The organism is Halodesulfovibrio sp. (assembly GCF_015482765.1).
In the GTDB taxonomy this organism is placed as follows: Bacteria; Desulfobacterota; Desulfovibrionia; order Desulfovibrionales; family Desulfovibrionaceae; genus Halodesulfovibrio.
In genome coordinates this window covers 36,335-61,250 of sequence record NZ_JADMLB010000053.1, presented here as the reverse complement: position 1 = coordinate 61,250, position 24,916 = coordinate 36,335, and the positions used below count along the sequence as shown (strand labels likewise).

At 45.5% G+C, this 24,916-nt stretch carries 22 protein-coding genes; 18 read left to right on the top strand and 4 right to left on the bottom strand.

The features are described 5' to 3' along the window. From glyA to QZY95_RS08950, 9 genes are all read left to right on the top strand, one after another. Positions 1 to 1,170 (top strand): serine hydroxymethyltransferase (gene glyA, locus QZY95_RS08990; RefSeq protein ID WP_290922454.1); only part of this gene is annotated, 1,170 nt, incomplete at its 5' end. A 324-nt stretch (positions 1,171 to 1,494) separates the two neighbouring features. Continuing rightward, positions 1,495 to 1,971 carry a cytidine/deoxycytidylate deaminase family protein gene (locus tag QZY95_RS08985; protein WP_290922451.1) on the top strand — a complete coding sequence of 159 codons (477 nt, stop codon included), beginning with the start codon at positions 1,495 to 1,497 and terminating at the stop codon, positions 1,969 to 1,971. Beyond that, positions 1,958 to 3,073, top strand: coding sequence for a bifunctional diaminohydroxyphosphoribosylaminopyrimidine deaminase/5-amino-6-(5-phosphoribosylamino)uracil reductase RibD (gene ribD / locus QZY95_RS08980; protein WP_290922448.1), 1,116 nt, complete (start codon positions 1,958 to 1,960; stop codon positions 3,071 to 3,073). The genes QZY95_RS08985 and ribD overlap by 14 nt, the downstream gene beginning before the upstream one ends. Position 3,074: 1 nt before the next feature. Continuing rightward, positions 3,075 to 3,737: a riboflavin synthase gene (locus QZY95_RS08975; protein WP_290922445.1), complete on the top strand. Its 663-nt coding sequence runs from the start codon at positions 3,075 to 3,077 to the stop codon at positions 3,735 to 3,737. Between the two features lie 64 nt (positions 3,738 to 3,801). Next, positions 3,802 to 5,019: a bifunctional 3,4-dihydroxy-2-butanone-4-phosphate synthase/GTP cyclohydrolase II gene (locus QZY95_RS08970; RefSeq protein WP_290922442.1), complete on the top strand. Its 1,218-nt coding sequence runs from the start codon at positions 3,802 to 3,804 to the stop codon at positions 5,017 to 5,019. 135 nt (positions 5,020 to 5,154) lie between these two features. Further along, positions 5,155 to 5,625: a 6,7-dimethyl-8-ribityllumazine synthase gene (gene ribE, locus QZY95_RS08965; protein ID WP_290922439.1), complete on the top strand. Its 471-nt coding sequence runs from the start codon at positions 5,155 to 5,157 to the stop codon at positions 5,623 to 5,625. Between the two features lie 3 nt (positions 5,626 to 5,628). Continuing rightward, positions 5,629 to 6,096 (top strand): transcription antitermination factor NusB, encoded by a 468-nt coding sequence (gene nusB, locus QZY95_RS08960; protein ID WP_290922436.1) that lies wholly within the window; start codon positions 5,629 to 5,631, stop codon positions 6,094 to 6,096. Between the two features lie 540 nt (positions 6,097 to 6,636). Beyond that, positions 6,637 to 9,126: a leucine--tRNA ligase gene (gene leuS / locus QZY95_RS08955; protein ID WP_290922457.1), complete on the top strand. Its 2,490-nt coding sequence runs from the start codon at positions 6,637 to 6,639 to the stop codon at positions 9,124 to 9,126. Between the two features lie 316 nt (positions 9,127 to 9,442). Beyond that, the gene (locus tag QZY95_RS08950; protein WP_290922433.1) at positions 9,443 to 11,572 is read left to right on the top strand and encodes a DUF697 domain-containing protein; all 2,130 of its coding nucleotides are present in this window, start codon (positions 9,443 to 9,445) and stop codon (positions 11,570 to 11,572) included. Between the two features lie 259 nt (positions 11,573 to 11,831). Here QZY95_RS08950 and QZY95_RS08945 read toward each other — a convergent pair whose 3' ends face one another. Beyond that, on the bottom strand, positions 11,832 to 12,296 hold the full coding sequence (locus QZY95_RS08945; protein ID WP_290922429.1) for a YaiI/YqxD family protein: 465 nt from the start codon (positions 12,294 to 12,296) through the stop codon (positions 11,832 to 11,834). A 197-nt stretch (positions 12,297 to 12,493) separates the two neighbouring features. Here QZY95_RS08945 and QZY95_RS08940 point away from each other — a divergent pair, with 197 nt between their 5' ends. The 7 genes from QZY95_RS08940 (at position 12,494) to recQ (ending at position 20,801) form a co-directional block, all read left to right on the top strand. Continuing rightward, entirely contained in the window at positions 12,494 to 13,009 is a 516-nt protein-coding gene (locus tag QZY95_RS08940) for an LPS assembly lipoprotein LptE (protein WP_290922426.1), read from the top strand. 172 nt (positions 13,010 to 13,181) lie between these two features. Beyond that, on the top strand, positions 13,182 to 14,153 hold the full coding sequence (gene holA, locus QZY95_RS08935; RefSeq protein WP_290922423.1) for a DNA polymerase III subunit delta: 972 nt from the start codon (positions 13,182 to 13,184) through the stop codon (positions 14,151 to 14,153). Between the two features lie 118 nt (positions 14,154 to 14,271). Next, positions 14,272 to 14,949 carry a DNA repair protein RadC gene (gene radC, locus QZY95_RS08930; RefSeq protein WP_290922420.1) on the top strand — a complete coding sequence of 226 codons (678 nt, stop codon included), beginning with the start codon at positions 14,272 to 14,274 and terminating at the stop codon, positions 14,947 to 14,949. Positions 14,950 to 14,976: 27 nt separating this feature from the next. Then, complete coding sequence (locus QZY95_RS08925) at positions 14,977 to 15,246, top strand: acylphosphatase (protein WP_290922417.1); 270 nt, start codon at positions 14,977 to 14,979, stop codon at positions 15,244 to 15,246. 67 nt (positions 15,247 to 15,313) lie between these two features. Continuing rightward, a complete protein-coding gene (gene lon, locus QZY95_RS08920) occupies positions 15,314 to 17,722 on the top strand; it encodes an endopeptidase La (protein WP_290922415.1) in 2,409 nt (802 codons plus the stop codon). Positions 17,723 to 17,874: 152 nt separating this feature from the next. Then, on the top strand, positions 17,875 to 18,360 hold the full coding sequence (locus tag QZY95_RS08915; protein ID WP_290922412.1) for a hypothetical protein: 486 nt from the start codon (positions 17,875 to 17,877) through the stop codon (positions 18,358 to 18,360). 224 nt (positions 18,361 to 18,584) lie between these two features. Continuing rightward, on the top strand, positions 18,585 to 20,801 hold the full coding sequence (gene recQ / locus QZY95_RS08910) for a DNA helicase RecQ (protein WP_290922408.1): 2,217 nt from the start codon (positions 18,585 to 18,587) through the stop codon (positions 20,799 to 20,801). Positions 20,802 to 20,861: 60 nt separating this feature from the next. Here recQ and QZY95_RS08905 read toward each other — a convergent pair whose 3' ends face one another. The 3 genes from QZY95_RS08905 to QZY95_RS08895 form a co-directional block, all read right to left on the bottom strand. After that, the gene (locus QZY95_RS08905) at positions 20,862 to 21,086 is read right to left on the bottom strand and encodes a MoaD/ThiS family protein (RefSeq protein ID WP_290922405.1); all 225 of its coding nucleotides are present in this window, start codon (positions 21,084 to 21,086) and stop codon (positions 20,862 to 20,864) included. 94 nt (positions 21,087 to 21,180) lie between these two features. Next, positions 21,181 to 22,155, bottom strand: coding sequence for a GAF domain-containing protein (locus tag QZY95_RS08900; RefSeq protein ID WP_290922402.1), 975 nt, complete (start codon positions 22,153 to 22,155; stop codon positions 21,181 to 21,183). Continuing rightward, the gene (locus tag QZY95_RS08895; RefSeq protein WP_290922399.1) at positions 22,145 to 23,374 is read right to left on the bottom strand and encodes an HDOD domain-containing protein; all 1,230 of its coding nucleotides are present in this window, start codon (positions 23,372 to 23,374) and stop codon (positions 22,145 to 22,147) included. The genes QZY95_RS08900 and QZY95_RS08895 overlap by 11 nt, the downstream gene beginning before the upstream one ends. 187 nt (positions 23,375 to 23,561) lie before the next feature. Here QZY95_RS08895 and QZY95_RS08890 point away from each other — a divergent pair, with 187 nt between their 5' ends. Both QZY95_RS08890 and mazG read left to right on the top strand, forming a co-directional pair. Then, positions 23,562 to 24,026: a CvpA family protein gene (locus QZY95_RS08890; protein WP_290922396.1), complete on the top strand. Its 465-nt coding sequence runs from the start codon at positions 23,562 to 23,564 to the stop codon at positions 24,024 to 24,026. A 98-nt stretch (positions 24,027 to 24,124) separates the two neighbouring features. After that, a complete protein-coding gene (gene mazG / locus QZY95_RS08885) occupies positions 24,125 to 24,913 on the top strand; it encodes a nucleoside triphosphate pyrophosphohydrolase (RefSeq protein ID WP_290922393.1) in 789 nt (262 codons plus the stop codon). The last annotated feature ends 3 nt before the right edge of the window (positions 24,914 to 24,916 follow it).

Sequence of the window (24,916 nt, the reverse complement as noted above, 5' to 3'; positions counted from 1 at the left end):
GGTGGTCTTGAATTAATTGCATCTGAAAACTTTGTTTCAACAGCAGTTCGTCAGACACAGGGTTCCGTACTTACCCACAAGTACGCAGAAGGCTACCCTGGCAAACGCTACTACGGTGGCTGTGAATACGTTGACGTAACAGAAACTATTGCTATTGAGCGTGCAAAAGAGATTTTCGGTGCTGAGTATGTTAACGTGCAGCCGCACTCCGGCAGCCAGGCTAACATGGCAGCCTACTATGCCATCGCCAATGCAGGCGATACTGTGCTCGGTATGGATCTCTCCCACGGGGGACACCTTACCCACGGCAGTCCTGTCAACTTCTCCGGTAAATTCTTTGACGTTAAGGCTTACGGCGTAAACCGTGAGACCGGTCGTATTGACTACGATAACGTTCTTGAACTCGCTAAAGAGCACAAACCTGCTGTTATCATCGCAGGAGCAAGTGCTTACCCAAGAGAAATTGACTTTGCGAAGTTCCGTGCGATTGCAGATGAAGTAGGCGCAAAACTTTTTGTGGACATGGCTCACATTGCAGGTCTGGTTGCAGCCGGCTTGCATAATTCCCCGGTTCCACATGCTCATGTTACAACAACCACCACCCACAAAACCCTGCGTGGTCCACGCGGCGGTATGATCCTTTCCACAGAAGATATGGGCAAGAAATTAAACAGCCAGATCTTCCCGGGAATTCAGGGTGGTCCACTCATGCACGTTATTGCAGCGAAAGCTGTTGCTTTTGGCGAAGCATTACGTCCAGAGTACAAGGTTTATCAGAAACAGGTGCTTGCTAACGCTAAAACCCTCGGTCAGTCTCTTCTTGATGAAGGTTTTGATCTGGTTTCCGGCGGTACAGACAACCACCTCCTTCTTATCGACCTCACCAACAAAGATATCACTGGTAAAGATGCTCAGCTTGCTCTTGATAAAGCCGGCATCACCACCAACAAAAACACTGTTCCTTTTGAAACCCGCAGCCCGTTCGTTACCTCCGGTATTCGTATCGGAACACCGGCACTTACAAGCCGCGGCATGAAAGAAGCAGACATGCAGCAAGTAGCAGCATGGATGGTCGATGCACTCAAAAACATCGACAACGACACCTACCTTGCTGACATCCACAAGCAGGTAACAGCGTTCGCACGCCAGTTCCCGCTTTTTGCTTGGTAACATAAGCATGAGGCCGGAGAGATATCTCCGGCCTCTGTTAGCTGACAATTCAGCACCTTGCATTGTCACGACAAAAAAGCCAAACTCACCGTCCTAAACGGCTCGAGCTTGGCTTTTCTTTTACGCAAAACACTGCTCTGCGTTTCCACACAAAGCTATGAATATTTTTAAAATTTCAGCATGATATACTTTTATACTTTGGGTGGATTTCTAAATTATATATGGTTCCTTGACTGCGACATGTCACACACATATCGTATATGTCCTTTAAGAATTTTTTACATACTATCATAGTAGAAACACATCCCTGTTGGAGTTAAACCAATGCAGCAGAGACTTCCTTGGCCTCAATATTTCATGGACATCACTTACATGGTTGCAGAACGCTCTACCTGTACCCGTCGCAAAGTCGGCGCAATTGCAGTAAAAGACAAACGCATCCTTGCAACAGGCTACAACGGTGCTCCTGCAAACACATCCCACTGCCTTGATATAGGATGCTTACGTGCAGAACTCGGCATTCCTTCCGGTCAACGCCATGAAATGTGCCGCGGACTCCATGCAGAGCAGAATGTCATCATTCAAGCTGCTGTTCACGGAGTATCGCTTGCAGGTGCAGAAATTTACTGCACAACCATGCCATGCCTCATCTGTACAAAAATGCTTCTTAACTGCGGCATTACTGCTGTCTACTATGTTGAAGGGTACAACGATGAACTTGCCGCCGGTATGGTGGAAGAAGCCGGTGTTCCTTTTATCAAAATCGACCATGTAGTCAGAGGCGCAAATGCCGCATCCTAATGCCCATTTTATGCGTCGGGCAATCGCACTTGCTGAACAAGGACGCGGCACAGCCGCCCCGAACCCGACAGTAGGAGCGGTGCTCGTACAACATGGACAAATCGTGGCTGAAGGCTTCCATACCGCATGCGGTAAGCCCCATGCTGAAATAGAATGCCTTCGTGATGCAGCGGAAAAAGGAATTTCGCCTAAAGACTGCTCCATGTACGTAACGCTTGAGCCATGCAACCACTACGGTAAAACGCCTCCCTGCTCTAAAGCAATTTTGGATGCAGGTATCAAACGAGTGGTTATCGGATTGGAAGACCCAAACCCGAAAGCAAAAGGCGGCGCTGAGTTCTTGCGGGAAAACGGCGTGTATGTAGAAACAGGCATGCTGGAAGACGAATGCCGCGCTTTGGTTGCAGACTTCCTTACATGGATTCAAACACCGTATCCGTATACAACGCTCAAACTCGCCTCAACTCTGGATGGAAAAATTGCCACCAGAACAGGACACTCCCAGTGGATCAGCGGAGAAGAGTCCCGCAAAAAAGTCCACGAGCTTAGAAAAAAAGTTGATGCCGTAATTGTTGGCGGCGGAACCTTCTATGCAGACAACCCGCAACTGACCTGTCGGCTTGAAGGCGTTGAGCGACAACCGCTTGCTGTCATTGTCACAAGCCACCTGCCGGAAAATCCGGAAGAGTTTACGCTGTTACAGGAACGTCCGGAGCAAGTTATTTTCTGGACAAATGAAAAATCAGCCTTAACTGATGCAGCAAGTAAGCTTCAAAAAGCAGGCAGCACTGTTCACACTCTGCCGGAAGAAAACGGTAAACTGGACATTGCAGCAGGACTTGCATGGCTGCGTCAGGAAAAAAACTGCCTCTACACCCTTTGCGAAGGCGGAGGAAAATTGGCATTATCACTTCTTGAAAAGAATTTGGTAAACGAATTCCAGTTGCACATGGCACCGAAAATTGTCGGAGATCAAAGCGCGCCCGATATCTTTTCCGGTAGAAGCATTGCAACTATGGACGAAGCGCTACGCTTACGAATTATCAAAACGGAACTTAGCGGCGAGGATGTTATTGTAACATTACGCCGACAGGAAATGTAGCATGTTCACAGGAATCATTCTCGGGCAGGGTGAAATACGCTCTGTTCAGAACATGGGTAAAGAAACCCGCCTTACAATCAAGCCACGCTGCGAATTGACTGACTTTGTACTGGGTGAATCAATTGCAACAAACGGCGTGTGTCTTACCGTTGAAGACTTCGGCGCTGACTGGTTTACTGTTTACGCTTCAGCCGAGACCATGGGACTTACCAACCTTGGTAAACTCAAGTCCGGCAGCACAGTAAACTTAGAGCGTGCACTTGCCATGGGTGACCGCTTAGGCGGCCACATTGTAAGCGGACACGTTGACTGTATCGGCTCTGTAGATTCAGTCCGCCCTGCAGGGCTTTCAAAAATCTACAGAATTTCTTTCCCGCAGGAGTTTGAAGCACAGGTTATCCCTAAGGGTTCTGTGACTCTGGACGGAATCAGCCTTACAGTTAATGCTTGTGGAAACAGTTTTCTGGAAGTAAACATAATTCCTGAAACTCAGAAAATTACTACAATTGCCCAATGGAATCCGGGTTACAGTGTGAATATAGAGACTGACGTTATCGGAAAATACGTTCAGCGTATGCTTGGTGCATGGCAGCCCAACGCATCGCAGGAGAAATCTGCTCCCAGCTCTATTACTGAAGAGTTTCTCAGAAAAAATGGATTCTAATTTTCGCATTCATTAATCTGCTTCGTGGGACATGCAGTTTAAGAACATACAACGAGGTGCGACAATGCCAATGTGTACGGCCGAAGAGGCCATTGAAGAGATTAAAAAAGGTCGGATGGTAATTCTCGTAGATGACGAGGATCGCGAGAACGAAGGTGACCTTACTATTGCTGCTGAGCATGTAACACCAGAAGTTATTAACTTTATGGCAACATACGGTCGCGGACTTATTTGTCTAGCGCTCGCTCCGGAAGGAGTAGACAAGCTTGAGTTGCCTATGATGACCCAGCGCAACGGTTCCAAATTCGGCACCAACTTTACGGTTTCTATCGAAGCCCGCACTGGCGTAACAACCGGTATTTCTGCAAAAGACCGTGCAACAACAATCCTTGCAGCTATTGCAGATAACGTACAGCCGGACGATATTGTTACCCCGGGTCATATTTTCCCACTGCGCGCACAGCGTGGCGGCGTTCTGGTTCGTGCAGGTCAGACAGAAGGCTCTGTAGACCTTGCAAAACTCGCCGGTCTGAAAGGTGCAGCAGTAATCTGCGAAATCATGAAAGACGACGGTGAAATGGCACGCATGCCGGATCTCGTTGAATTTGCTGAAAAGCATGACATGAAAATCGCAACTATCCGCGATCTTATCCGCTACCGCATGCGCCCTGACGAACTTTCAGTCACCCGTGTTGCGGAAGCAGAAATGCCGACCAAATACGGTGAATTCAAAATCATCGCATACGAAAACGAGCTTGAGCCGGAAACTCATATTGCCCTTGTAAAAGGCCCAATTGATTCCAGTAAGCCAGTCCTTGTCCGCGTTCACAGCGAATGCCTCACAGGTGACGTGCTCGGCTCCATGCGTTGTGATTGCGGCGACCAGCTTGCAAACGCAATGTGTAAAGTTCAGGCAGAAGATCAGGGCATTATCCTGTACATGCGCCAAGAAGGCCGCGGTATCGGTCTTGCTAACAAAATCAAAGCATACAATCTTCAGGATCAAGGCTACGATACAGTGGAAGCAAACGAAAAGCTCGGCTTTAAAGCAGACCTTCGTGACTACGGTATCGGCGCACAGATGCTTGTGGACCTTGGCGTACGCCAGATGCGCATGATGACCAACAACCCTAAGAAAATTGTTGGTATCGAAGGGTACGGCATTGAAGTTGTAGAACGCGTTCCTATCGAAATGAACGCATGCGAATTCAATGAGGATTACCTGCGCACTAAAAAAGAAAAAATGGGACACATGCTGGAACATCTTAATGATTCCAAGTAGTAACCATACGATTAGCTGACAATACGCTCCCTAACCCTAAAAATAGTTCTTTTCAGGGCTAGGGGGCTTGTTCTATACTTACCGACCCACTTTTGCTGTTGGAGCAAAAGCAGGTTTCAAGAAGGAGATTATACCATGCTGCATATCAAAACTATCGAAGGTCAGTTCGACGCTAAAGGTCTCAAAATTGCTATCATTGCAACCCGCTTTAACGATTTCGTTGTAGATCGTCTTGTCGGCGGCGCAGTAGACTACTTGGCTCGCAACGGCGGTGACCGCGAAGACATGACTATTGTTAAACTTCCTGGCGCATTTGAAATGCCAATCGCTGCTAAAAAACTGGCAGAAAGCGGTAAGTATGACGGCATCGTAGCACTTGGCGCGGTTATTCGCGGCGCTACTCCTCACTTTGATTTTGTATGTAATGAATGTGCAAAGGGTCTTGCTCAGGTAAGTCTTGATTCCGGCATTCCTGTTGGTTTCGGTCTGCTCACTTGTGATTCCCTTGAACAAGCAATTGAACGCGCTGGCTCCAAAGGTGGCAACAAAGGCGTTGAAGCCGCTTCCGCCATGCTTGAAACATACCGTGTTCTGGAGCAATTGTAATATATGGCTAACAAACCTAAAAAAACACCACGCAAGTTGGCACGTGCACAAGCATTCCAGTTTCTGTACGGCTTAAACTTCTCTCCGGCTATGACTATTGAAGCACTGCAGGAAGCATACATGACCTCTCCTGACAATGCGGACAAGCCGGAAGCCCAGTGCCAGCCGGAAGGCTTCACTTGGGACCTCATCGAAGGCGTATGGAGTAACTACCGCGCTCTCGACGATGTGATTTCTCAATTTTCCCGCCACTGGAAAGTGGAACGTATCGGCAAAATCGAAATCACTCTGCTCCGTCTTGCAGTTTTCGAAATGCTCTACCGTGAAGACATTCCGCCAAAAGTTGCAATCAACGAAGCAATCGAACTTGCAAAGCAGTTTGGTGATGACCGTTCCCGTCCATTCGTTAACGGTCTACTAGATGCTGCAGCAAAAGCTCTCGAAGAAGGCAAACTGGAACTGAAGTACTAACAAGTAATACAAGAGAACGCCTTGGTCGGCACTTCACTTTGCTCAATACGTGAAGTTTCCGCCCTCGCAAAAAGTGGAAGAAACAAATTTTCTCACCAGTTACGCACAGGCTTCTTACTGTACCTCTTTCAGTCGCCTTCATATATAGCGTTTTTTTGTGCCCGGACTCCTTGAAAAAGGAGTCCGGGCATATCCCGTTAAAATAACATTTTTGCACAAAACAAGCCCCCTTCTCTTGCCGAAGAACAGGTTGTTTTGTATTGCAAGGCATTAAAAATAAATATGATGTTCCAGAACCTTTATACTGCATCTGCTAAGCAAAAAGTTTCTGCGTAACCATGTATATTTTATAAAGAATCAAAAAACTGCTGTAGACACCCGTTTTCTTTTTATCGCGACTTCGTAAAAAAACGGGTGAAAGCATCGTCACAAAACGCTCCGCAACGGCATCGAGAAAAGACTCTCCGTCATCAGGTACCGTTTTATGACTCTTTTCAGCAGACTTTTTTAATGAGCGAAAGATTAAAGGAACTGTCGGCAATGAAATATGATCCGCAAGCCATAGAAACAAAGTGGCAGGAAACTTGGGCTACCAACGGCGATTTCCACACTGATCACAAATCAGACAAACCTAAACACTATGTGCTGGAAATGTTCCCGTATCCTTCCGGCAACATTCACATGGGTCATGTTCGTAACTACTCCCTAGGCGATGTTGTAGCACGCTTTATGCGCATGAAAGGCAAAAACGTTATGCACCCAATGGGTTGGGACGCTTTTGGTCTTCCTGCAGAAAACGCAGCTATTAAAAACAACATCCACCCGGCAAAGTGGACTCATTCAAACATCGACAACATGCGGAACCAGCTTTCACGCCTCGGTTACTCCTTTGACTGGCGTCGTGAACTTGCTACCTGCGATAAAGAATACTACCGCTGGGAACAGCTTTTCTTCCTCAAATTTCTTGAAAAAGGTCTGCTCTACCGTAAGCGTCAGGCTCAGAACTGGTGCCCTACTTGTAACACTGTTCTTGCTAACGAACAGGTTGAAGACGGTCTTTGCTGGCGTTGTGACACTGTTGTTGAACAGCGTGACCTTGCTCAGTGGTTCCTTAGAATTACCGACTACGCAGAAGAGCTTCTTGCTGACCTTGATAAACTCAAAGGCGGCTGGCCTGATCGCGTTATCTCCATGCAGGAGAACTGGATCGGTAAATCTGTAGGTGCTGAAATTCAGTTTAAAGTTGAAGATTCTGAAGAAGTAATTCCGGTCTTCACCACCCGTCCAGATACCGTATTCGGTGTATCTTTCATGAGTCTTGCTCCTGAGCACCCAATGGTTGAAAAACTTATTGAAGGCAAAGAGCAGGCTGAAGACGTTCGTGCGTTTGTAAAACGTATTACCAACATGGATCGTATCGAACGTACTTCTGACAACCTTGAAAAAGAAGGTATCTTCACCGGTGCTTACTGCATCAACCCTGTAAACGGTGCAAAAGTTCCTGTTTACGTAGCAAACTTTGTTCTCGTTGATTACGGTACAGGCGCTGTTATGGCAGTACCTGCACACGACCAGCGTGACTTTGAATTTGCCCGCAAATACGATCTTCCACTTCAGGTTGTTATTCAGCCGGAAGGTGACGAACTCGATCCGGCAACCATGACTGAAGCAATTTCTGCTCCGGGTAAAATGGTAAATTCCGGCGAATTCTCCGGTCTATCTAACGAAGAAGGTAAAGATAAGGTTGCTGTTTGGTTGCAGGAAAACAACTGCGGCGAAAAAACCATCAACTACCGTCTCCGTGACTGGAACATCTCCCGTCAGCGCTACTGGGGTGCTCCAATCCCTGTAGTGTACTGTGACGAGTGCGGAATCGTTCCGGAAAAAGAAGAAAATCTTCCTATCGAATTGCCGCTGAACGTTCAGACTCACGCAGATGGTCGCTCTCCGCTTCCTGACACCCCTGAGTTTGTAAACTGCACATGCCCTAAGTGTGGCAAGCCTGCACGCCGCGAAACAGACACCATGGATACTTTCGTTGAATCTTCATGGTACTTCGCACGCTACACAGACGCACAGAACCACGAAGCACCGTTCACTCCTGAAGCGCTTAACTACTGGGCGCCTGTAGATCAGTACATCGGCGGTGTTGAGCACGCAATTCTCCACCTGCTTTACGCACGCTTCTTTACTAAAGCTCTGCGTGACTGCGGTTACATGAACTTTGATGAACCATTCAAGAACCTGCTCACTCAGGGCATGGTACTTATGGACGGTTCTAAAATGTCCAAATCTAAAGGCAACGTAGTTGATCCGACTGACATGATCGCACGCTACGGTGCAGATACTGTACGTTTGTTCTGCCTCTTTGCTGCACCACCGGAACGCGACTTCGAATGGTCAGAAACCGGCATTGACGGTTCTTTCCGCTTCGTAAACCGCATCTGGCGTCTCATTGAAGAACTTGAAGGCGAGCTCCTTACTGTTGAGCCTTGTTCTTCCACTGCTGACGACTGCACTTGCAAAGAAGCAAAAGGCATCCGTCTTAAAGAGCATGAAACAGTTAAGAAAGCCGGTGACGACATTGAACAGCGCTTCCAGTTCAACACTGCAATTGCAGCTGTTATGGAACTGGTTAACGAGCTGTACCTTGCTAAAGATGCACTTAAAGGCGACGAAAAAGGACGTAAGGTTCTTTCTTCTGCCATCAGCACAGTTATCAACCTCATGTCTCCATTCACTCCTCACCTGTGTGAAGAGATTTGGGAAATGCTTGGACACAAAGACCGTCTCGTTCACGCTCTGTGGCCGACCTACAGCGAAGAAGCCATGGTTAAAGATGTGCTTACCGTTGTAGTTCAGGTAAACGGTAAAGTTCGGGCACGTCTCGAAGTTCCTGCTTCTGCAAGCAAAGATGAAGTTGAAGAACTTGCTAAAAACGATGCGAACGTTCTTAAGCACGTTGAAGGAAAAACTATCCGTAAAGTGATTGTTGTTCCTGGTAAGCTTGTTAACATCGTAGCGAACTAGTCCAACGACGTTCCAAAAATACAAAGGACTGTCCAGCAATGCTGGGCAGTCCTTTTTTATTGCTTGTGTCTCTAAGCCATCGATATTTGAAGAATCCAGCTAAACTTGGTACCGCCTGTTTTAACACGCATTCAAAGGGCGCTCTTGGTAAAACACACCGCTTCGGTGATTGTTTCAAAGACAATTCTTTCAAACCTGTCATCTCAATTCTAACAAAAAAATAACTTCACTTTCTGAAAACAATGCGCGAGGAATTAGAGATAGAACGCACAACTTCATCTCCGTGCTTTGGTGCACGGACATTCTCTGGATTCACATGCATTCAAAAATAAAAATTATTCTTTATCTCCTTGGCGGAATTATTGCCATTGCTCTCGGTTCCTTATTGCTTTCCGGCATTCGGGTACTGGCGGACATTGCCGGTTACATTGACCCGACCTACGTTCCCGTAGTTTTCTGGACACTCACCATCGCAGGCTGCGGGCTGTTAGGCTACGCCGCGCTAACTCTCTTTATCTTTCCAAAACCGCTGTTGCTTCCTGAAGATCCGTCAGAAGAACAGATTCAAGAGTATCGCAAAGCATACGTAGACCGCCTTCAACGCAATCCTTTCCTCAAAAGCCAAAAAGTCTCCTGTAAAACAGAACAGGAAATAGAAAACAGTATTGCTGCGCTTGAAACAGAGGCAAACAGACTTATTGATGAATCAGCAAAACGTGTATTCATCGGGACAGCCACAGCGCAGAACGGCAGATTGGATACGCTCATTGTCTTCGCGCTCATCACGCATCTTATTTATAAAATCACAAAGCTGTATGCCCAACGTCCTCATGTGAATGATCTAATCACGCTTTATAAAAACGTTGCTGCAACAGCGTTCTTCGCTGGAGCAATGGAAGACATTGTTGTCGAAGAATACACTCAGCAAATAGTGGGACCGCTCGTTGCAACCTCTGTCATAGGGAGCATCCCGGGAGCACAGGCTGTAGCTTCTGTGGTAACCTCGTCCATCCTTGATGGCTCTATGAATTCACTCCTGACAATGCGTTGTGGAATTATCGCTCGAAACTATATGAGCATCTACACTGATAAGGATCTGATGAGCCGAAAAGAATTACGCAGATCTGCCACAAGAGAAGCCGCCGCCATGTTCATGCGTACTTCAGGTGACACCATTGCAACGGTTGCCCAGCTTCTTATTTCCGGCGCTTCAAAAACCGTCAAACGCGGTATGACTCGAGCATGGGATGCTGTGCGAAATATCGGCCCTTCCTCGAAAAACGACTGTGTAGAAGAAGATCATTCTACCGCGAGTGACAAGTCTGAGAAAAAAACAAGGCTCCACTCTGCACGCAAGGGCGTAACCCAAATGGCGTCTTCTGCAACCAAGGGCGTAGCTAAGGCGGCGTCCTCCACAACTGAAGGCGTAGCTAAAGCGGCGTCCTCCGCAACTAAAGGTGTTTCCAACACAGCGGGAAAAATAGCTTACGGTGCCGCAACTACAGGGAAAACAATATCTACAGTTTCAAAAAATGCTGCTTCAGGCGTTGCTTCCGGAGTAACAACCGTTACCACCTCTGCAACCAAGGGCGTAACCAAAGTGGCGTCTTCTGCACGCAAGGGCGTAGCTAAGGCGGCGTCCTCCACGACTGAAGGCGTAGCTAAAGCGGCGTCCTCAGCAACTAAAGGCGTTTCCAACATAGCGGAAAAAATAGCTTACGGTGCCGCAACTACAGGGAAAACAATCTCTACAGTTTCAAAAAATGCTGCTTCAGGCGTTGCTTCCGGAGTAACAACCGCTACCACGTCTGCAACCAGGGGCGTAACCAAAGTGGCGTCTTCTGCACGCAAAGGCGGAGCTAAGGCGGCGTCCTCCACAGCTGAAGGCGGAGCTAAAGCGGCGTCCTCAGCAACTAAAGGCGTTTCCAACACAGCGGAAAAAATAGCTTACGGTGCCGCAACTACAGGGAAAACGATCTCTACAGTTTCAAAAAATGCTGCTTCAGGCGTTGCTTCCGGAGTAACAACCGCTACCACGTCTGCAACCAAGGGCGTAACCCAAATGGCGTCTTCTGCAACCAAGGGCGGAGCTAAAGCAGCGTCCTCCCCAACTGAAGGTGGAGCTAACGCGGAGTCCTCCACGACCGAAGGCGTAGCTAACGCGGCGTTTTCCGCAACAGAAGGAGTGACTAAAGTCGCCTCTACGGCAGCCAAAGGAGGAGCAGCAGCCGCAGCAAATGGTATAAGTTCCGCTGCATCTTCTACAACCGCAGGAGTACATACCGTAGGAAAAAAGACAGCCTATGTTGTTTCCAAAACTGACGCTTCTGTAAAACGAGGAATCAAAAAATCTGGAAAGAAAATTTTTTCTGCAGCAAGTAAAGCTAAAAAAGTTCTGAAAAAACCTTTTTTACGCAAGAAAAAACAAGAAACAGAGGCTCAATAAGTATCTGTTGCCAACTGAAAACACAAAAAAAGAGATCTGTTGCACAGAAAAAACACTCATTTATACAGCCAATAAAGCTGTTCAACTGACATATAAAGGAATGCTCCCCAGCCTTTTTCTCTAAAAGCCGGGGAGCATTTTTATAAAAACAAAAACTTATGCTGTAGATAAAATCCGTTAACACAATACATATAATATCTTGAAATAAAACAAAAAAAATAAAATCTAGTTCAGCACCAAATAGTTCTAATTTAATGGGCTACAACGCTTGTTCTTCTTTCAACCTTCGAGTTACATACTTATCCAGCTGATTTGTAAATTCTTGTTTATCGCGTGCTCCAAGCGGCGCCGGCCCACCGGACACCATCCCTCCACTTCGCAGTTCTTCCATCAGATGACGCATCCTAAGTAGCCCTTTTATATTATCTTCTGTATATAACTGCCCCCTTGGATTCAAGGCAGTAGCTCCTTTTTCAACAACCTTATCTGCAAGCGGCACATCTGCTGTAATTACCAAATCCCCTTCACATGCAAGCTCAACGATTTTATTATCCGCAACGTCAAAACCAGCATCCACGCGAATAAAATCTATATACTGAGACATCGGAATAGATAAATGACTGTTCGCCACAAACGTTGTCTTTATCTTCCTACGTCCGGCCACAGTGAACAATACTTCTTTTATCACTTTCGGACACGCATCCGCATCTACCCATATCTGCATATATGCTCCTGTACACACAGCGTTGCGCCGGATATGCATTTTCACCACTATTAATCTATTACCTGTTATCCCTAGACGAAGCTAGACGTAATCACACTTCATCTGCTATCACGTAGCGTGTTGGTATCACTTTGCTTATACTGCAACCAACCAACATCACTTTTACCTTTAGACATCAAAAACACAGGAACCTTGGTATGACGCTTCCTCGATTTTCTTCTATATCCCGAATCATCACAATCTGTTGTCTGCTCGCCACAGTAACTCTTACTGGATGCGGATACACTCTTACAAACAATCAGCCAAGCGTTCTTGGTACTGGTTCCTCGACCGTGCGTATCAGAGAAGTTAAAAACTCAACAATTTACCCTTGGATTAACCAAGTGGTTCGTTCCAGCATGTATGATGAAATTACAAAACGTAATATCGCCATCATGACAGCGTCTGAATCTTCTGACTATAGCATGGTTATTGATATTACTAAGTTCACTATCAATAGCCGAATCAATGGCACAAAAGACGAAACTCTTGAATACACGATTGATTTGACCTTCAACACCATTGTTTATGACGATCAAAATCAGCAGATTTGGACTTCCGGCAGCACAAGTTTATCTCGCTCCTATCCAACCTCTGATGCCCGCTTTGCCGGTACTCAAATCTCAAGGCTGATTATTGAAAGAATGGTCGACAAAATGCGTGACCAATTCTAGCTGCACGACACAGACCGTAGACCAACACGATTCCATTGTATATAAAGAGGCTCGGAGTTATTACTTCGAGCCTTTTATATTGGTAACTGAGCCGTACGAATATCATTTTTATACAAACTAAAGCCTACTATTGGTGCTTGCTACCAACAGAACTTGAGGAACAGGATTGACTATGCCTAGACCCGGATTTTCCATATGTGTCTGCCCAGACATCCAGTTGACAAAAAACACTATTGAAAGCCAGTTACAGGATTTTCCTGCACCTGAAGGCTCATGGGAAAAACATGTCTATTGGAGTGATGAAGGCTTACCACCTATTTTTTGGGAAAACCTTACCCTCCAAGGCCTTTTTGCCTCTCCTAAAGTCCTCATTATCCGTAATGCACACAATCTCCCTATTGATGCATGGAGGAAGCTAAGCACTAGCCTCGGGCAATTTAATCCTCTTGCATGGGTAATCATTTGCCTTGAAGCACCTTACGACAGAGGTAAACCCAAAATCCCAGCTGCGGTAAAAAAACTTCCGTGCTGGAAACTGGCAGAAAACAAAGGCTGGATATGGCAGTCCGCAGGGCTCACAGAACGTGCAATGCGTGGATTCATTGAACAATGGGCAATACAGAATAATATCCAGATTGAACCCAAAATCGTTCATGCGTTATCTCAGGTGCTACCGCTAGATGCTTCAGCCGCTAAAAACGAACTGGATAAACTGGCATTACTCAGAGGAGAGTCCCAGTCTATAACTGAAGAGCATATTAAAGATATTTCCCATGATGCTGATATAGATATATTCGCATTCATAAATGCTCTCCAATCCGGCAATGCTCCGGAAAAAGTTTGGAAAAAAGTAATTTCCAGCCAAGAAGCAGGAGAAGCTATGATCTTTTCCTTCCTTGCCATGCTGTTGAGAGAAGCCCGTATTCTTTGGCAACTCTATGCAGGAGAAATGGTTCGGCTTCCTTCAGGCGTCACCCAACAAAAAAAACGACTGGCAACCAACCTCGGTCCAGTTCGACTCTCTAAAATTTGGGATCTTGCGCTTGAGGCTGAAATGGGAATTAAAACCGGTGAACGAAAACCAGAACAAGCAATGGAAATTTTAGTTGCAGGGCTTCTCGCACTTTTCAGTCCGAAAAAATAGCTTTTTTACGCAATTCACCTGCCCGCAGACCAAATTTATTCGACCTGATGCCCTTTTTTGTTGAAATATAATCAAAATTCACCTGTTACCGCTTGCCACGGCGCAATTCCTGTTTATTATGACAGAAAAAGCTCACTATCATGGACACAGAAAGCGTCTGCGCGAAAAATTACACAAGAACGAGCAGTCGCTGGCGGATTATGAAATTCTTGAACTAGTGCTTGGTACAGTTATTTTGCGATCCGATACAAAACCGCTCGCAAAAGACCTACTTAACCGTTTTGGTACGCTGCGAGGCGTTCTGGATGCACCAGATGAAGACCTGCTTCAACTTAAAGGCTTTGGAAACTCTCTATTAAGTCATTGGAAGCTGATGCGAGAACTTTTTTCCAGATACATGGAATCTGGGATTTCACAAAAGAAAACTCTTTCAAGTCCGGCCGAAGTAGCAGAAATGGCTCGAATTCGATTAGGACGAAAAGAAAAAGAAGAATTTTGGGCTGCTTTTTTGGATAACCAAAACAGACTGCTCTCATGGGAACGAATTTCAACCGGAACAATCAACTCTACCATGATTTACCCTCGAGAACTCATGGAGCAGGCACTGCAACGTAAGGCTAGTTCTTTAGTGATTGTTCACAACCACCCTGGTGGAAACGTAACTCCGTCTTCACCGGACATTGAGGTCACACGGCACATTGTTCAGGCTGGACGCATACTAGGCATCAGGTTGCTCGATCACCTAATTATCACAGCTGACACCTACTACAGCCTGAAGGACGAAGGACATATATAACCTTCCAAATCCAAAAGGAGGCGTATCATGGCCAGACAGCGATATATTGTAACGGGGAAAGTGCAAGGGATCGGTTTCCGATATTGGACACACCACACAGCATCTTCGTTCGGACTGCATGGCTGGGTACGTAATCTTCCAGATGGAAATGTTGAACTGGTTGCGGAAGGTGACCTAACTACCCTTCGTCAATTCGAAAAAGAACTTTGGCGTGGCCCCATACGTAGCAACGTAACTGAAGTAAAACCATGTGAGACAAATTTACAAGAATCCCTTTCAGGGTTTTCAATGCTATAACTGTTTATACAGCCACAGCGATGGCGACAAAATATAACACCGTTTCTGCCCAGCTTGGAGGGCACCGATGACCGAAGATATGATGAACAGCACACCGATCATAACCGAAGAAGAAGTTCTTTCCGGCGCCTTAGAGCACGATGCCGATGGAACTCTGCCGGAATTTCCTGCAGAACTTCCAGTTCTTCCGGTTCGCGATATCGTCGTCTTTAACTACATGATTCTTCCGCTTTTTGTCGGGCGTGAAAAATCAATTCAGGCTGTTGACGCAGCTCTTAACGGCAGCCGCTACATGATGATTACAACACAAAAGGATGAGGGAACAGAAAACCCTTCTCCTGAAGACCTGCACACTACTGGTACTGTTGTAATGATTATGCGTATGCTAAAAATGCCTGACGGTCGCTTGAAAGTGCTCGTACAAGGTGTAAGCCGTGCAAAAGTTGAACGCTTTACCAGTACTGACCCGTACCTCATGGCAGAAGTTAACGGGTTGGAAGAAATAGAAATTGAAGAAGTTTCTGTTGAAACTGAAGCTATGATGCGTGCCGTACGCGAACAGAGCGAAGAAATTCTCTCTTTACGCGGTGTTGCGACATCAGAAATTATGTCTGTTCTCAACACCGTACATGACCCGGGTCGTCTTGCTGACTTGATTGCAGCGAATCTGCGTATGAAAGTTCCTGATGCTCAGTCAATCCTTGAATGCAACGACCCTCTTGAACGTCTCGACCTCGTAAACAAGCAACTCCAGAAAGAGTCTGAAGTTGCAAACGTACAGGCACGCATTCAGTCCATGGCTCGAGAAGGTATGGACAAGGCACAGCGCGACTACTACCTCCGTGAACAGCTTAAGGCTATTCGTACAGAGCTTGGTGAAGGCGAAGGCGCGGAAGAAGAAGCAGAAGAGCTTGCAGAAGCGTTAAACAAAGCAGGGCTTCCTAAAGACGTACGTAAAGAAGCAACAAAACAACTGCGTCGTCTCACAAGCATGCATCCTGAATCTTCTGAAGCAAGTGTTGTTCGCAGCTACCTTGAATGGTTGTCAGAACTTCCTTGGAAGAAACTTTCTCGTGATCGTCTTGATATCCTGAAAGCTCAGGAAATTCTTGATGAAGATCACTATGGTCTGGAAAAAGTAAAAGACCGTATTCTTGAATATCTTTCTGTACGCAAGCTCAACCCGAAATCAAAAGGACCTATCCTTTGCTTCGCGGGCCCTCCGGGGGTTGGTAAAACTTCCTTGGGACGTTCTATTGCCCGATCCCTCGGACGCAAATTCCAACGTATCTCTCTTGGCGGCATGCGTGATGAAGCTGAAATTCGCGGCCATCGCCGCACATATGTTGGTGCCATGCCGGGGCGTATCATCCAGACCATGAAACTTATGGGGACTCGAAACCCTGTCATCATGCTGGACGAAATCGACAAGCTCGGCTCAGACTTCCGTGGTGACCCATCATCTGCTTTGCTTGAAGTGCTTGATCCAGAACAGAACAGTAACTTCTCTGACCACTACCTGAACGTGCCTTTTGATCTGTCAAAAGTTATGTTTATCTGCACAGCGAACCAACTAGACACTATTCCGGGTCCATTACGTGACCGCATGGAAATAATCCAGATTCCTGGATACACCATGCAGGAAAAAACTCGTATTGCCCGCCGTTACTTGCTGCCACGTCAGGCTGAAGAAAACGGCTTAAAGAAAGATGAAGTAACCATTGCAGACAGTGTACTCTCAAAAATTATTCAGGAATACACTCGAGAAGCAGGTTTGCGTAGTCTTGAACGTGAAATTGGTTCGGTCTGCCGTAAACTCGCACGTCAAAAAGCAGAAGGAACCGCAGGACCTTACAAAGTAACGGCTAAAACCTTGCAAAAACTTCTGGGCATTCCTCGCTTTATCGATGAGGAAAAGGATACTGAAACAATCCCGGGCGTTGCACAGGGACTCGCATGGACTCCATATGGTGGTGTCATTCTTAACATCGAAGTGACTCTCATGAAAGGTAAGGGCAAACTGACTCTTACCGGTCAGCTCGGCGATGTTATGAAAGAATCTGCGCAGGCCGCATTAAGTTATGCAAGAGCAAACGCTGAAGAACTGAACATTGATGCCGACTTCCTTGATAAGCACGACATCCACATTCACGTTCCGGCAGGTGCAACACCTAAAGATGGTCCGTCTGCTGGTGTTACTCTACTTATTGCACTTATCTCTGCCCTTACAGGAAAACCTGTAAATCAGGATCTTTGCATGACCGGAGAAATCACCTTACGAGGTCGGGTTCTTCCAGTAGGCGGTATTAAAGAAAAAATTCTCGCCGGCGTTGCACGCGGTCTTCATCATGTTTGTATTCCAAAACAAAATGAAAAAGATCTGGAAGATGTTCCTGCTGATCTGCTCAAAAAAATTGATGTACACACAGCCTCACATATTAAGGACATCATTCCGCTTGCGTTTACTAACAAATAAAGCAGCGATTACATTATTGTCAGCAACACGTTGACATCCTACTGGACGCAACCGGTATCTTTTGATAGCCCCAAAACGTCCACTGATCACATAAGCAATTGAGGCGGTGAATAAAAATTCACCGCCTCAATTTTGTTAAAAGGATTTTCATAATGCAGACTGATGACACAACTCTTTCCAATCTACATCCTCTTTTCACACGCCTTTCCGGTCAAGTTGTGTGGCTGCTCATGGAAGAACATGATGCTTCTTCAGAAGATGTAAACGCATTTATGGACAATGTTATGGCATGGCGTTCTGCCCACCTGAAAATCATGCGTGAACTTCTTGAAGACAACTCCCGCTATCTGCAAATAACTGTCGATCACATCGGAGATATCCCTGTAGACCAAGAAGCCTGCAAAACATGTGAGGCGCTGAAGGGAAAAATTATCCCTGCTTCCCACCCAGAGCTTATTTCGATGCTCCCTCCATACTCACTAGGATGTCGCTGCCGTGGAAAAATAATTACAAAAAAAGAGTTACCCGAAAATCCTCAATTTCTTTCCAAGGATGAATGTCCCAAACACTCTTTCATGTGTCAAACCGGATGGTTTCTTAACTATCCTTGGGCAGAAAAAACGCCTACGGCAACATAATTACAGCACCAAAATTTAAAGTCACAAGTGAATTTTTGCCAACGACAAGTGATCTCCTCCTTACTAAGAAAAAGCTCCTTCTAAAACAAAATCCCCCATCAGGTAAGCAGCAGTAGATTGCAATACAAAAACAAATGCCACTAAAAATCTTGAGCTCGATCTTTTTGCAAATACTTTGCTAACCACACATTCATACGCTATCTTCCCGCACACAAGAGGGAACAATGAACCAGACTGCACTAGATATTCTTCGTACGACATACGGCTTTAGAGATTTTAGAGGGAAACAGGAAGACATCATTAACCACATGATTGATGGTGGTGATGCTCTTGTTATTATGCCTACGGGCAGCGGAAAATCACTCTGCTACCAACTCCCTTCTATCCTTCGCAACGGTACAGGCATAATTGTTTCACCGCTGATTGCGCTCATGCAAGATCAGGTGAACGAGCTGGTTCAAATGGGCATTCGGGCAGCCTTCCTCAACTCCAGTCAAACTCCTCAGGAACAAAGTGCTGTTGAACAACAGCTACGGAACGGTGAGCTAGACATGCTTTATGTCGCTCCAGAACGTCTAGTCACACCTGTATTTCTAGCGTTACTCGAAACTGTCACCCCCGCACTTTTTACCATTGATGAAGCTCACTGCGTTTCGCAATGGGGGCATGACTTCAGACCGGAATACACACGTCTTTCAATACTTAGAGAACGCTTTCCGCAAGTTCCTGTAATTGCCCTGACAGCAACAGCAGACAGTCCTACTCGTAAAGATATTGCTGAACAGTTGCACATTCAGCAGGCACCTGTCTTTGCTACAGGGTTTGATCGTCCCAATATAACATACACAATTCAGAATAGAGAACGCGGTAACGAGCAACTCTTCTCTTTCATACGCTCCACTTACAAAGATGAATCCGGTATTGTATACTGTCAGTCTCGAAAAAAAGTAGACGACATTGCAACTAAACTTGTAGATGCCGGATTTAATGCTCTTCCCTACCACGCAGGTATGAGTGCAATTCAACGCAACCACAATCAATCAAGATTTATGATGGAAGAAAACGTCATTATGGTTGCAACAATTGCCTTCGGCATGGGAGTCAACAAACCCAACGTACGATTTGTAGTCCACCTTGGGTTACCCAAAAGCCTGGAAGCCTACCATCAGGAGACTGGACGCGCCGGTCGAGACGGCCTTCCTGCCGACGCGCTACTGCTTTATAACTTGCAAGATATTGTGCTTGCACGACGCATGATAACACGGTCTTCAGCAAACCGGGCTATCATTGAGCAACACAAATTTAATGCCCTTCTTGGATTTGTTGAAACAACAGAATGCCGCCGCAACGTTATTCTTTCTTACTTTGGAGAACATCGAACCGAGAAATGCGGCAATTGCGACACATGCCTGTTCCCTGTTGAAACGTGGGACGGAACAATTGCAGCACAAAAAGCATTATCGTGCGTTTACAGAACAGGGCAACGCTTCGGTGCTACACATCTCGCAGATATTTTAATAGGCAACCTTACTAAACGTGTCTCTGAGCATGAGCACAACCTGATTAAAACATTTGCATGCGGAAAAGAGCTTGGAAAAGAAACGTGGAAAGGTGTGTTCAGACAACTTGTTGCTTTACAATTTCTTGGCTCAGATCCCGAAAACGGAAGTCTGCGGCTTAACGACTTAAGCTGGCAAATCCTTCGTGGCGAGAAAAGTGTTTCGCTTCGTAGAGAATCGCTCTCAGCGACCGCTGTAAAACATGTCAGCAAAAAAGAATCTGATGCAGCCATGCAGGCAGCCTTACATTTGCCAGATGCAAACCTGTTGCTGGATCTCTTAAAAATGGAACGCACACGAATTTCACGCGAACAAAACATTCCGCCATACTCTGTACTTCCAGACAAAACATTACTTGAGCTCGTTGCTTATCGCCCAACAGAACGTGATGACCTTTGTAACATCCACGGGATTGGGCAGACAAAACTCGCCATGTACGGGGATCTCGTACTCTCTATTCTTCAGAACTTCGAAGTTGAGCATGGCAGACCAGAGGAACTTCCACCTCTTCCGCAGCGGGCGGCAGCTAAACAGAAAAAGAAAGACGCCGGAAAGACCATTACTGGCACTGTTCAAAAATCAATAGATCTCTTCAAAACACATGGCGATGTACAAAGTGTAGCATCTGAACGCAGTTTGGTAACTGGAACAATATATGGTCATTTAGCGACGGCTGTAGAATTGGGTGAAATCGAACTCGCGGCCGTAACGGCTCAACTTACTGCAGAAGAAATCGAAGCAGTACGCGCTGAAGTAGCCGCTGCAATTGGTACAGGAACAGGCATAAAAGGCGCGCATACAGCGCTACACGGAAAATATGACTATGGACTGCTTAGGTGCATTGCCGTTGATTTAAAAAATGGAAGCTCAGATGATTGGTAATAAAAAAGCCGTCATGTTTAAAAACATGACGGCTTTTTTTGTTTACTTCAGCCACTCAGATTAACCGCCGCCAACAGCAGGGAACAATCCTAAGCGATCCCCTTCTGTCAACACGCTTTCCAGTGATTCATGTTTACCGTTGATAAACATAATTTTCACGTCTTCAATAGCTATTCCGAGAGACTCTATGACTTGTTGAATAGTCGTGCCTTCTTTAACATCCAGCACATTCCCTTTCGGGGTAAATTCAGAAAGTGTGGCAAAACATTTAATCTCAATCTGCATTGTGCGTCCCTTTATTTACGATTCCAACATAAACAATAAGAGAAAAAAAATAGGAATACAAGCAGTAGAAACATCATCCAGACATGCTTTCAAACTATGCTCCCTCTGCTCGCGCGGCTCTCGTCACAACATCGTCAACCGGTGCCACAACCCCCCGCAACACAACAACGCCGTTACGCCGTAATGGAGTTACGTGAAGACTAACAGCTTGCGGTTCATTCTGTGTTTCAAGAGCAGTATGAATCCGCATAGTATTCTGAGGCGTTGCCAGTGCCTCTGTCTGGTAATCTGAAGCAGAAACACCAAGAGCGAGACAGCTTATCAACAATGATTCAACACGGTCTCGTTCCTCGGGGACAAGAAAATCGATTATACTCTGCTTTTCTGGAGAAGCGATGCTCCCCAATAGCTTGCCTGCTCTTTTATTTGTAAATAATATTCGCCCATTATCGCCTATATCTAAAACTCCAACAGGAAGAGAGTCAGAAAAAGCTACAACTTCCTCACCGCCACTTCTAAAACACTTATAAAGCTCAAAGACTTCAATGGCTGAAGCGCAGTTTTTACAGACAATAGAAAGTAACGCCATTTCCACTGCGGTCAAGTTTTTAGCACCCTCTGGAAAAACTCCAACAAACATGCCACGCACTCGTGAAGATGTTTCCAAAACATGTAACAATACTCTGCGTTGCAACTCAACAGCATGAACAACAACAGGGCGCCCCTCTCTCAAAGCAAAGGAGAACATACCGCTATCAATAAATGAATTCGTTGCTGCCTCTATCTTTTCATTCCACTCCTGCTGATCCGAGTAAGCCAGATAAAAATCTGAGGTTCCCTCGTCTACCAAGTACACGGCAGAAGCTGAAAAGGGGGTGATCATTGCTACGCGTGAGGCTGCTTCGCGCAACAGCAGCGTTGGTTCATGCAGAGAGCTGATACTCACCTGACAATCTCCAAGTGATGCGGCCAACTCAAGAGCATCTAAGGTGAATCGCGCCTGATCTTCCAGTCGCGACACTCTATCTTCCAGATACTCAACGCCGGCGGATGCTGTTTTATTCTCCATATGCCAACCGTGTAATTTCTTTAGACTTCAGGTAAATCATCCTAACAAGCTCGGTAAGATTAGCTTCTGAAATATGTAACATGCGCCAGGCGGCAACATCCACAGTAGGAGGAGGAACGTCGTATACAGGATTAAAAGTAAGAGCCTTTGCAATACACTCTGCTACATGCATTACTGCACTTTCCTTTGTTGCAGAAGTATTGAATTCAGTATGATGCTCTTCTACAGTTTTTTCCATAGATGTAGGAAAACCTAAAATCTTTAATATATAGGCTCCAACATCAGCATGATTCTTTCCCATATACTTTTCTTCTACTGCGCAAAGATCGTGACCATCATTGATCACTTTTTGACGTACTTTTTCATATATGGCTGACTGTGTCCGGCTATAAAATAAATATCCTATATCCCGAAGTGCTCCACTTGAAAAAAAACATTCTCTTCCATACACACCCACTGCAGATGCTATGTAGCGTGCAGCAATTCCAGTAGTCATTGCTGCTCTTCCATAATGCATTATTACATTCGAATTAAAGTTCTCTTGAACATGATGAATATAAACTAGCATAATTGCCAAATACAATACAGTCCTGTTTCCTAAAAAAGCAGTGCAAGCATTGACAGTTTTTACTCTACAATTTGAAACGTGAACAAGCGATTCACATATCAATAATAACTTATTCTTTACCTTTTCATCGCTCTCTACAGCTTCTACAACAGCTTCTGTTGTTACATAGACATCATTCAACATCCTAGTAAATACAAAAAACTCTTTAGGAAAACTGCTATAATAAGACCCAAGTCCGGCTTTATCTATATTCAGAACACAGTCTTCAGATGTGAAAACCTTTAGCTCTGGAATTGAAGGTGTATAAAGATATGAAAAAAAACCTTCACACGGCTCAACACACTCTTCAGCCAACTTTTTACTCTCCTGAAACAAACAAGAAACAGGAAAGCTTGTCATAGAGCTGCCTCGATACAACAACTGCACAGAAGGAGAAGTGCTGCACGCTACAACAGCACGAGTTTCACCGCTTGATGCTGCGGCATTCTTTTTTGCTTCCCCATGCAGAGGAACATTCTGTACTCCCCAGATTTTTAACACCCGCAATGTTTGCTCAGTGATTACATGCCCAGATGAAAACAATCTTCTTCCGTTAGCAACATGCACATCACCCGATAGAACTTGTCCTACTTCAAGACTAAAAATCGTCATGGTATTTTATTTTCCCCTCATAACAACAAGCAAACAATAAAGTAATACGATTCATTTTGATAACAACTATCTATAGTTACCCACAAACGCAAATGCAATTGTGTAAATAGCTGTCTTTTCCAACGAATTATTTTATGCTACTACTCGCAAAGATTCACAACCGATTTTACTTTTTTGTAGGCAGTACATGAACTATCTTGATCTCATATTTATTGTCATTGCTGGATTTTTCTGCATCAGAGGCTTCTTTAGAGGACTCATCCTGGAAACAACTTCCATTGCAGGTGTTGTTGGCGGATTTATTTTAGCCAACAATTATTACGAGCAACTCTCAATTCACCTCGAACCGTTAATTGATCCGAAATGGGCAGGCGTTGCCTCCTATGCCCTTATCTTTATCGGTGTACTCATTGCTGTTGCCATAATCGGTGGGTTGCTTCGAAAAATTATCGGTGCAGCGGGCGCAGCACTGTTAGATTACACCCTTGGCGGCATTCTCGGCCTTGCCAAAGGTGCACTCCTTTGCTGCATCATTCTTGCCTTTGCTTTACATTTCTTCCCCAACGCACAGGTTGTACAGACCTCTGCAATCGTTCCCCATTTGAGCATTGTCACAGATATACTCCGGCAGTTTATTCCCGCTACCTTGTAACACCAGAACGCTAATACTGCCCTTGCTTAGACAAGGGCTTTTTTGTGTGTGCCTTTAATTAAGACCATACCGTAACTAATAAAACGAAGAGCGAAACAATGAACAAAAGTACTACTGAATCCCTTATTGCCCTGCGTAACGTTATTGACGAGCTCCTCGGTGAAAACGGATGTGCATGGGACAAAGAGCAAACTCCGCAAACACTATGTGATTACTTGCTTGAAGAGACCTACGAATTGGTGGACGCCATTCGCAGTGGTAAAAATGTAGATGTGCGCGAAGAAATGGGCGACGTTATGTTCCTCATTCTTTTCATCAGCAGCAAGTACGAATGCGAAGGTTTCACACTTGCAGATTCCATGCAGGAAAATGCTGCTAAAATGATTCGCCGTCACCCTCATGTCTTTGGCGAACTTGATGTACAGAATGTTGAAGAAATTTGGTCTAATTGGGAAAAAATTAAGCGTACAGAGAAAAAAGGGACCGAAGACGGCAAGCCTAAAGGCACTTTTGACAGTCTTCCTAAAGGACTTCCATCTCTGCTCAAAGCCTACCGCTTGAATTCCAAAGCTGCCCGTGTCGGCTTTACATGGGATAGCGATGCCGATGTAGAAAAACAATATCAGGCAGAATGGAAAGAATTTGCTGCTGCTCTGGAGTCAGGTGATACCGATGCCATCGAAGCTGAGTTCGGTGATGTACTGTTTACCCTTGTAGAGTTTGGTCGCCGTAAGGGCATTAAAGCCAATGCCGCTCTAGACAGAACAAATCTCAAGTTCCTTGATCGCTTTGAAAAAATGGAAGCACTTGCGCACGAAAGAGGTTTAGTGTTCGCTGACCTTTCTTTCGAAGAAAAAGACGCACTTTGGAATGAAATCAAAAAGTAGAAC

Coding starts and splice junctions, on each gene's coding strand:
- QZY95_RS08975 (WP_290922445.1), top strand. CDS start 3,075: ATGTTCACAGGAATCATTCTCGGGCAGGGTGAAATACGCTCTGTTCAG.
- radC (WP_290922420.1), top strand. CDS start 14,272: ATGACAGAAAAAGCTCACTATCATGGACACAGAAAGCGTCTGCGCGAA.
- ribE (WP_290922439.1), top strand. CDS start 5,155: ATGCTGCATATCAAAACTATCGAAGGTCAGTTCGACGCTAAAGGTCTC.
- nusB (WP_290922436.1), top strand. CDS start 5,629: ATGGCTAACAAACCTAAAAAAACACCACGCAAGTTGGCACGTGCACAA.
- QZY95_RS08925 (WP_290922417.1), top strand. CDS start 14,977: ATGGCCAGACAGCGATATATTGTAACGGGGAAAGTGCAAGGGATCGGT.
- QZY95_RS08915 (WP_290922412.1), top strand. CDS start 17,875: ATGCAGACTGATGACACAACTCTTTCCAATCTACATCCTCTTTTCACA.
- QZY95_RS08950 (WP_290922433.1), top strand. CDS start 9,443: ATGCATTCAAAAATAAAAATTATTCTTTATCTCCTTGGCGGAATTATT.
- ribD (WP_290922448.1), top strand. CDS start 1,958: ATGCCGCATCCTAATGCCCATTTTATGCGTCGGGCAATCGCACTTGCT.
- leuS (WP_290922457.1), top strand. CDS start 6,637: ATGAAATATGATCCGCAAGCCATAGAAACAAAGTGGCAGGAAACTTGG.
- QZY95_RS08940 (WP_290922426.1), top strand. CDS start 12,494: ATGACGCTTCCTCGATTTTCTTCTATATCCCGAATCATCACAATCTGT.
- QZY95_RS08890 (WP_290922396.1), top strand. CDS start 23,562: ATGAACTATCTTGATCTCATATTTATTGTCATTGCTGGATTTTTCTGC.
- holA (WP_290922423.1), top strand. CDS start 13,182: ATGCCTAGACCCGGATTTTCCATATGTGTCTGCCCAGACATCCAGTTG.
- mazG (WP_290922393.1), top strand. CDS start 24,125: ATGAACAAAAGTACTACTGAATCCCTTATTGCCCTGCGTAACGTTATT.
- QZY95_RS08900 (WP_290922402.1), bottom strand. CDS start 22,155: ATGGAGAATAAAACAGCATCCGCCGGCGTTGAGTATCTGGAAGATAGA.
- QZY95_RS08985 (WP_290922451.1), top strand. CDS start 1,495: ATGCAGCAGAGACTTCCTTGGCCTCAATATTTCATGGACATCACTTAC.
- QZY95_RS08945 (WP_290922429.1), bottom strand. CDS start 12,296: ATGCAGATATGGGTAGATGCGGATGCGTGTCCGAAAGTGATAAAAGAA.
- QZY95_RS08970 (WP_290922442.1), top strand. CDS start 3,802: ATGCCAATGTGTACGGCCGAAGAGGCCATTGAAGAGATTAAAAAAGGT.
- recQ (WP_290922408.1), top strand. CDS start 18,585: ATGAACCAGACTGCACTAGATATTCTTCGTACGACATACGGCTTTAGA.
- lon (WP_290922415.1), top strand. CDS start 15,314: ATGACCGAAGATATGATGAACAGCACACCGATCATAACCGAAGAAGAA.
- QZY95_RS08895 (WP_290922399.1), bottom strand. CDS start 23,374: ATGACGATTTTTAGTCTTGAAGTAGGACAAGTTCTATCGGGTGATGTG.
- QZY95_RS08905 (WP_290922405.1), bottom strand. CDS start 21,086: ATGCAGATTGAGATTAAATGTTTTGCCACACTTTCTGAATTTACCCCG.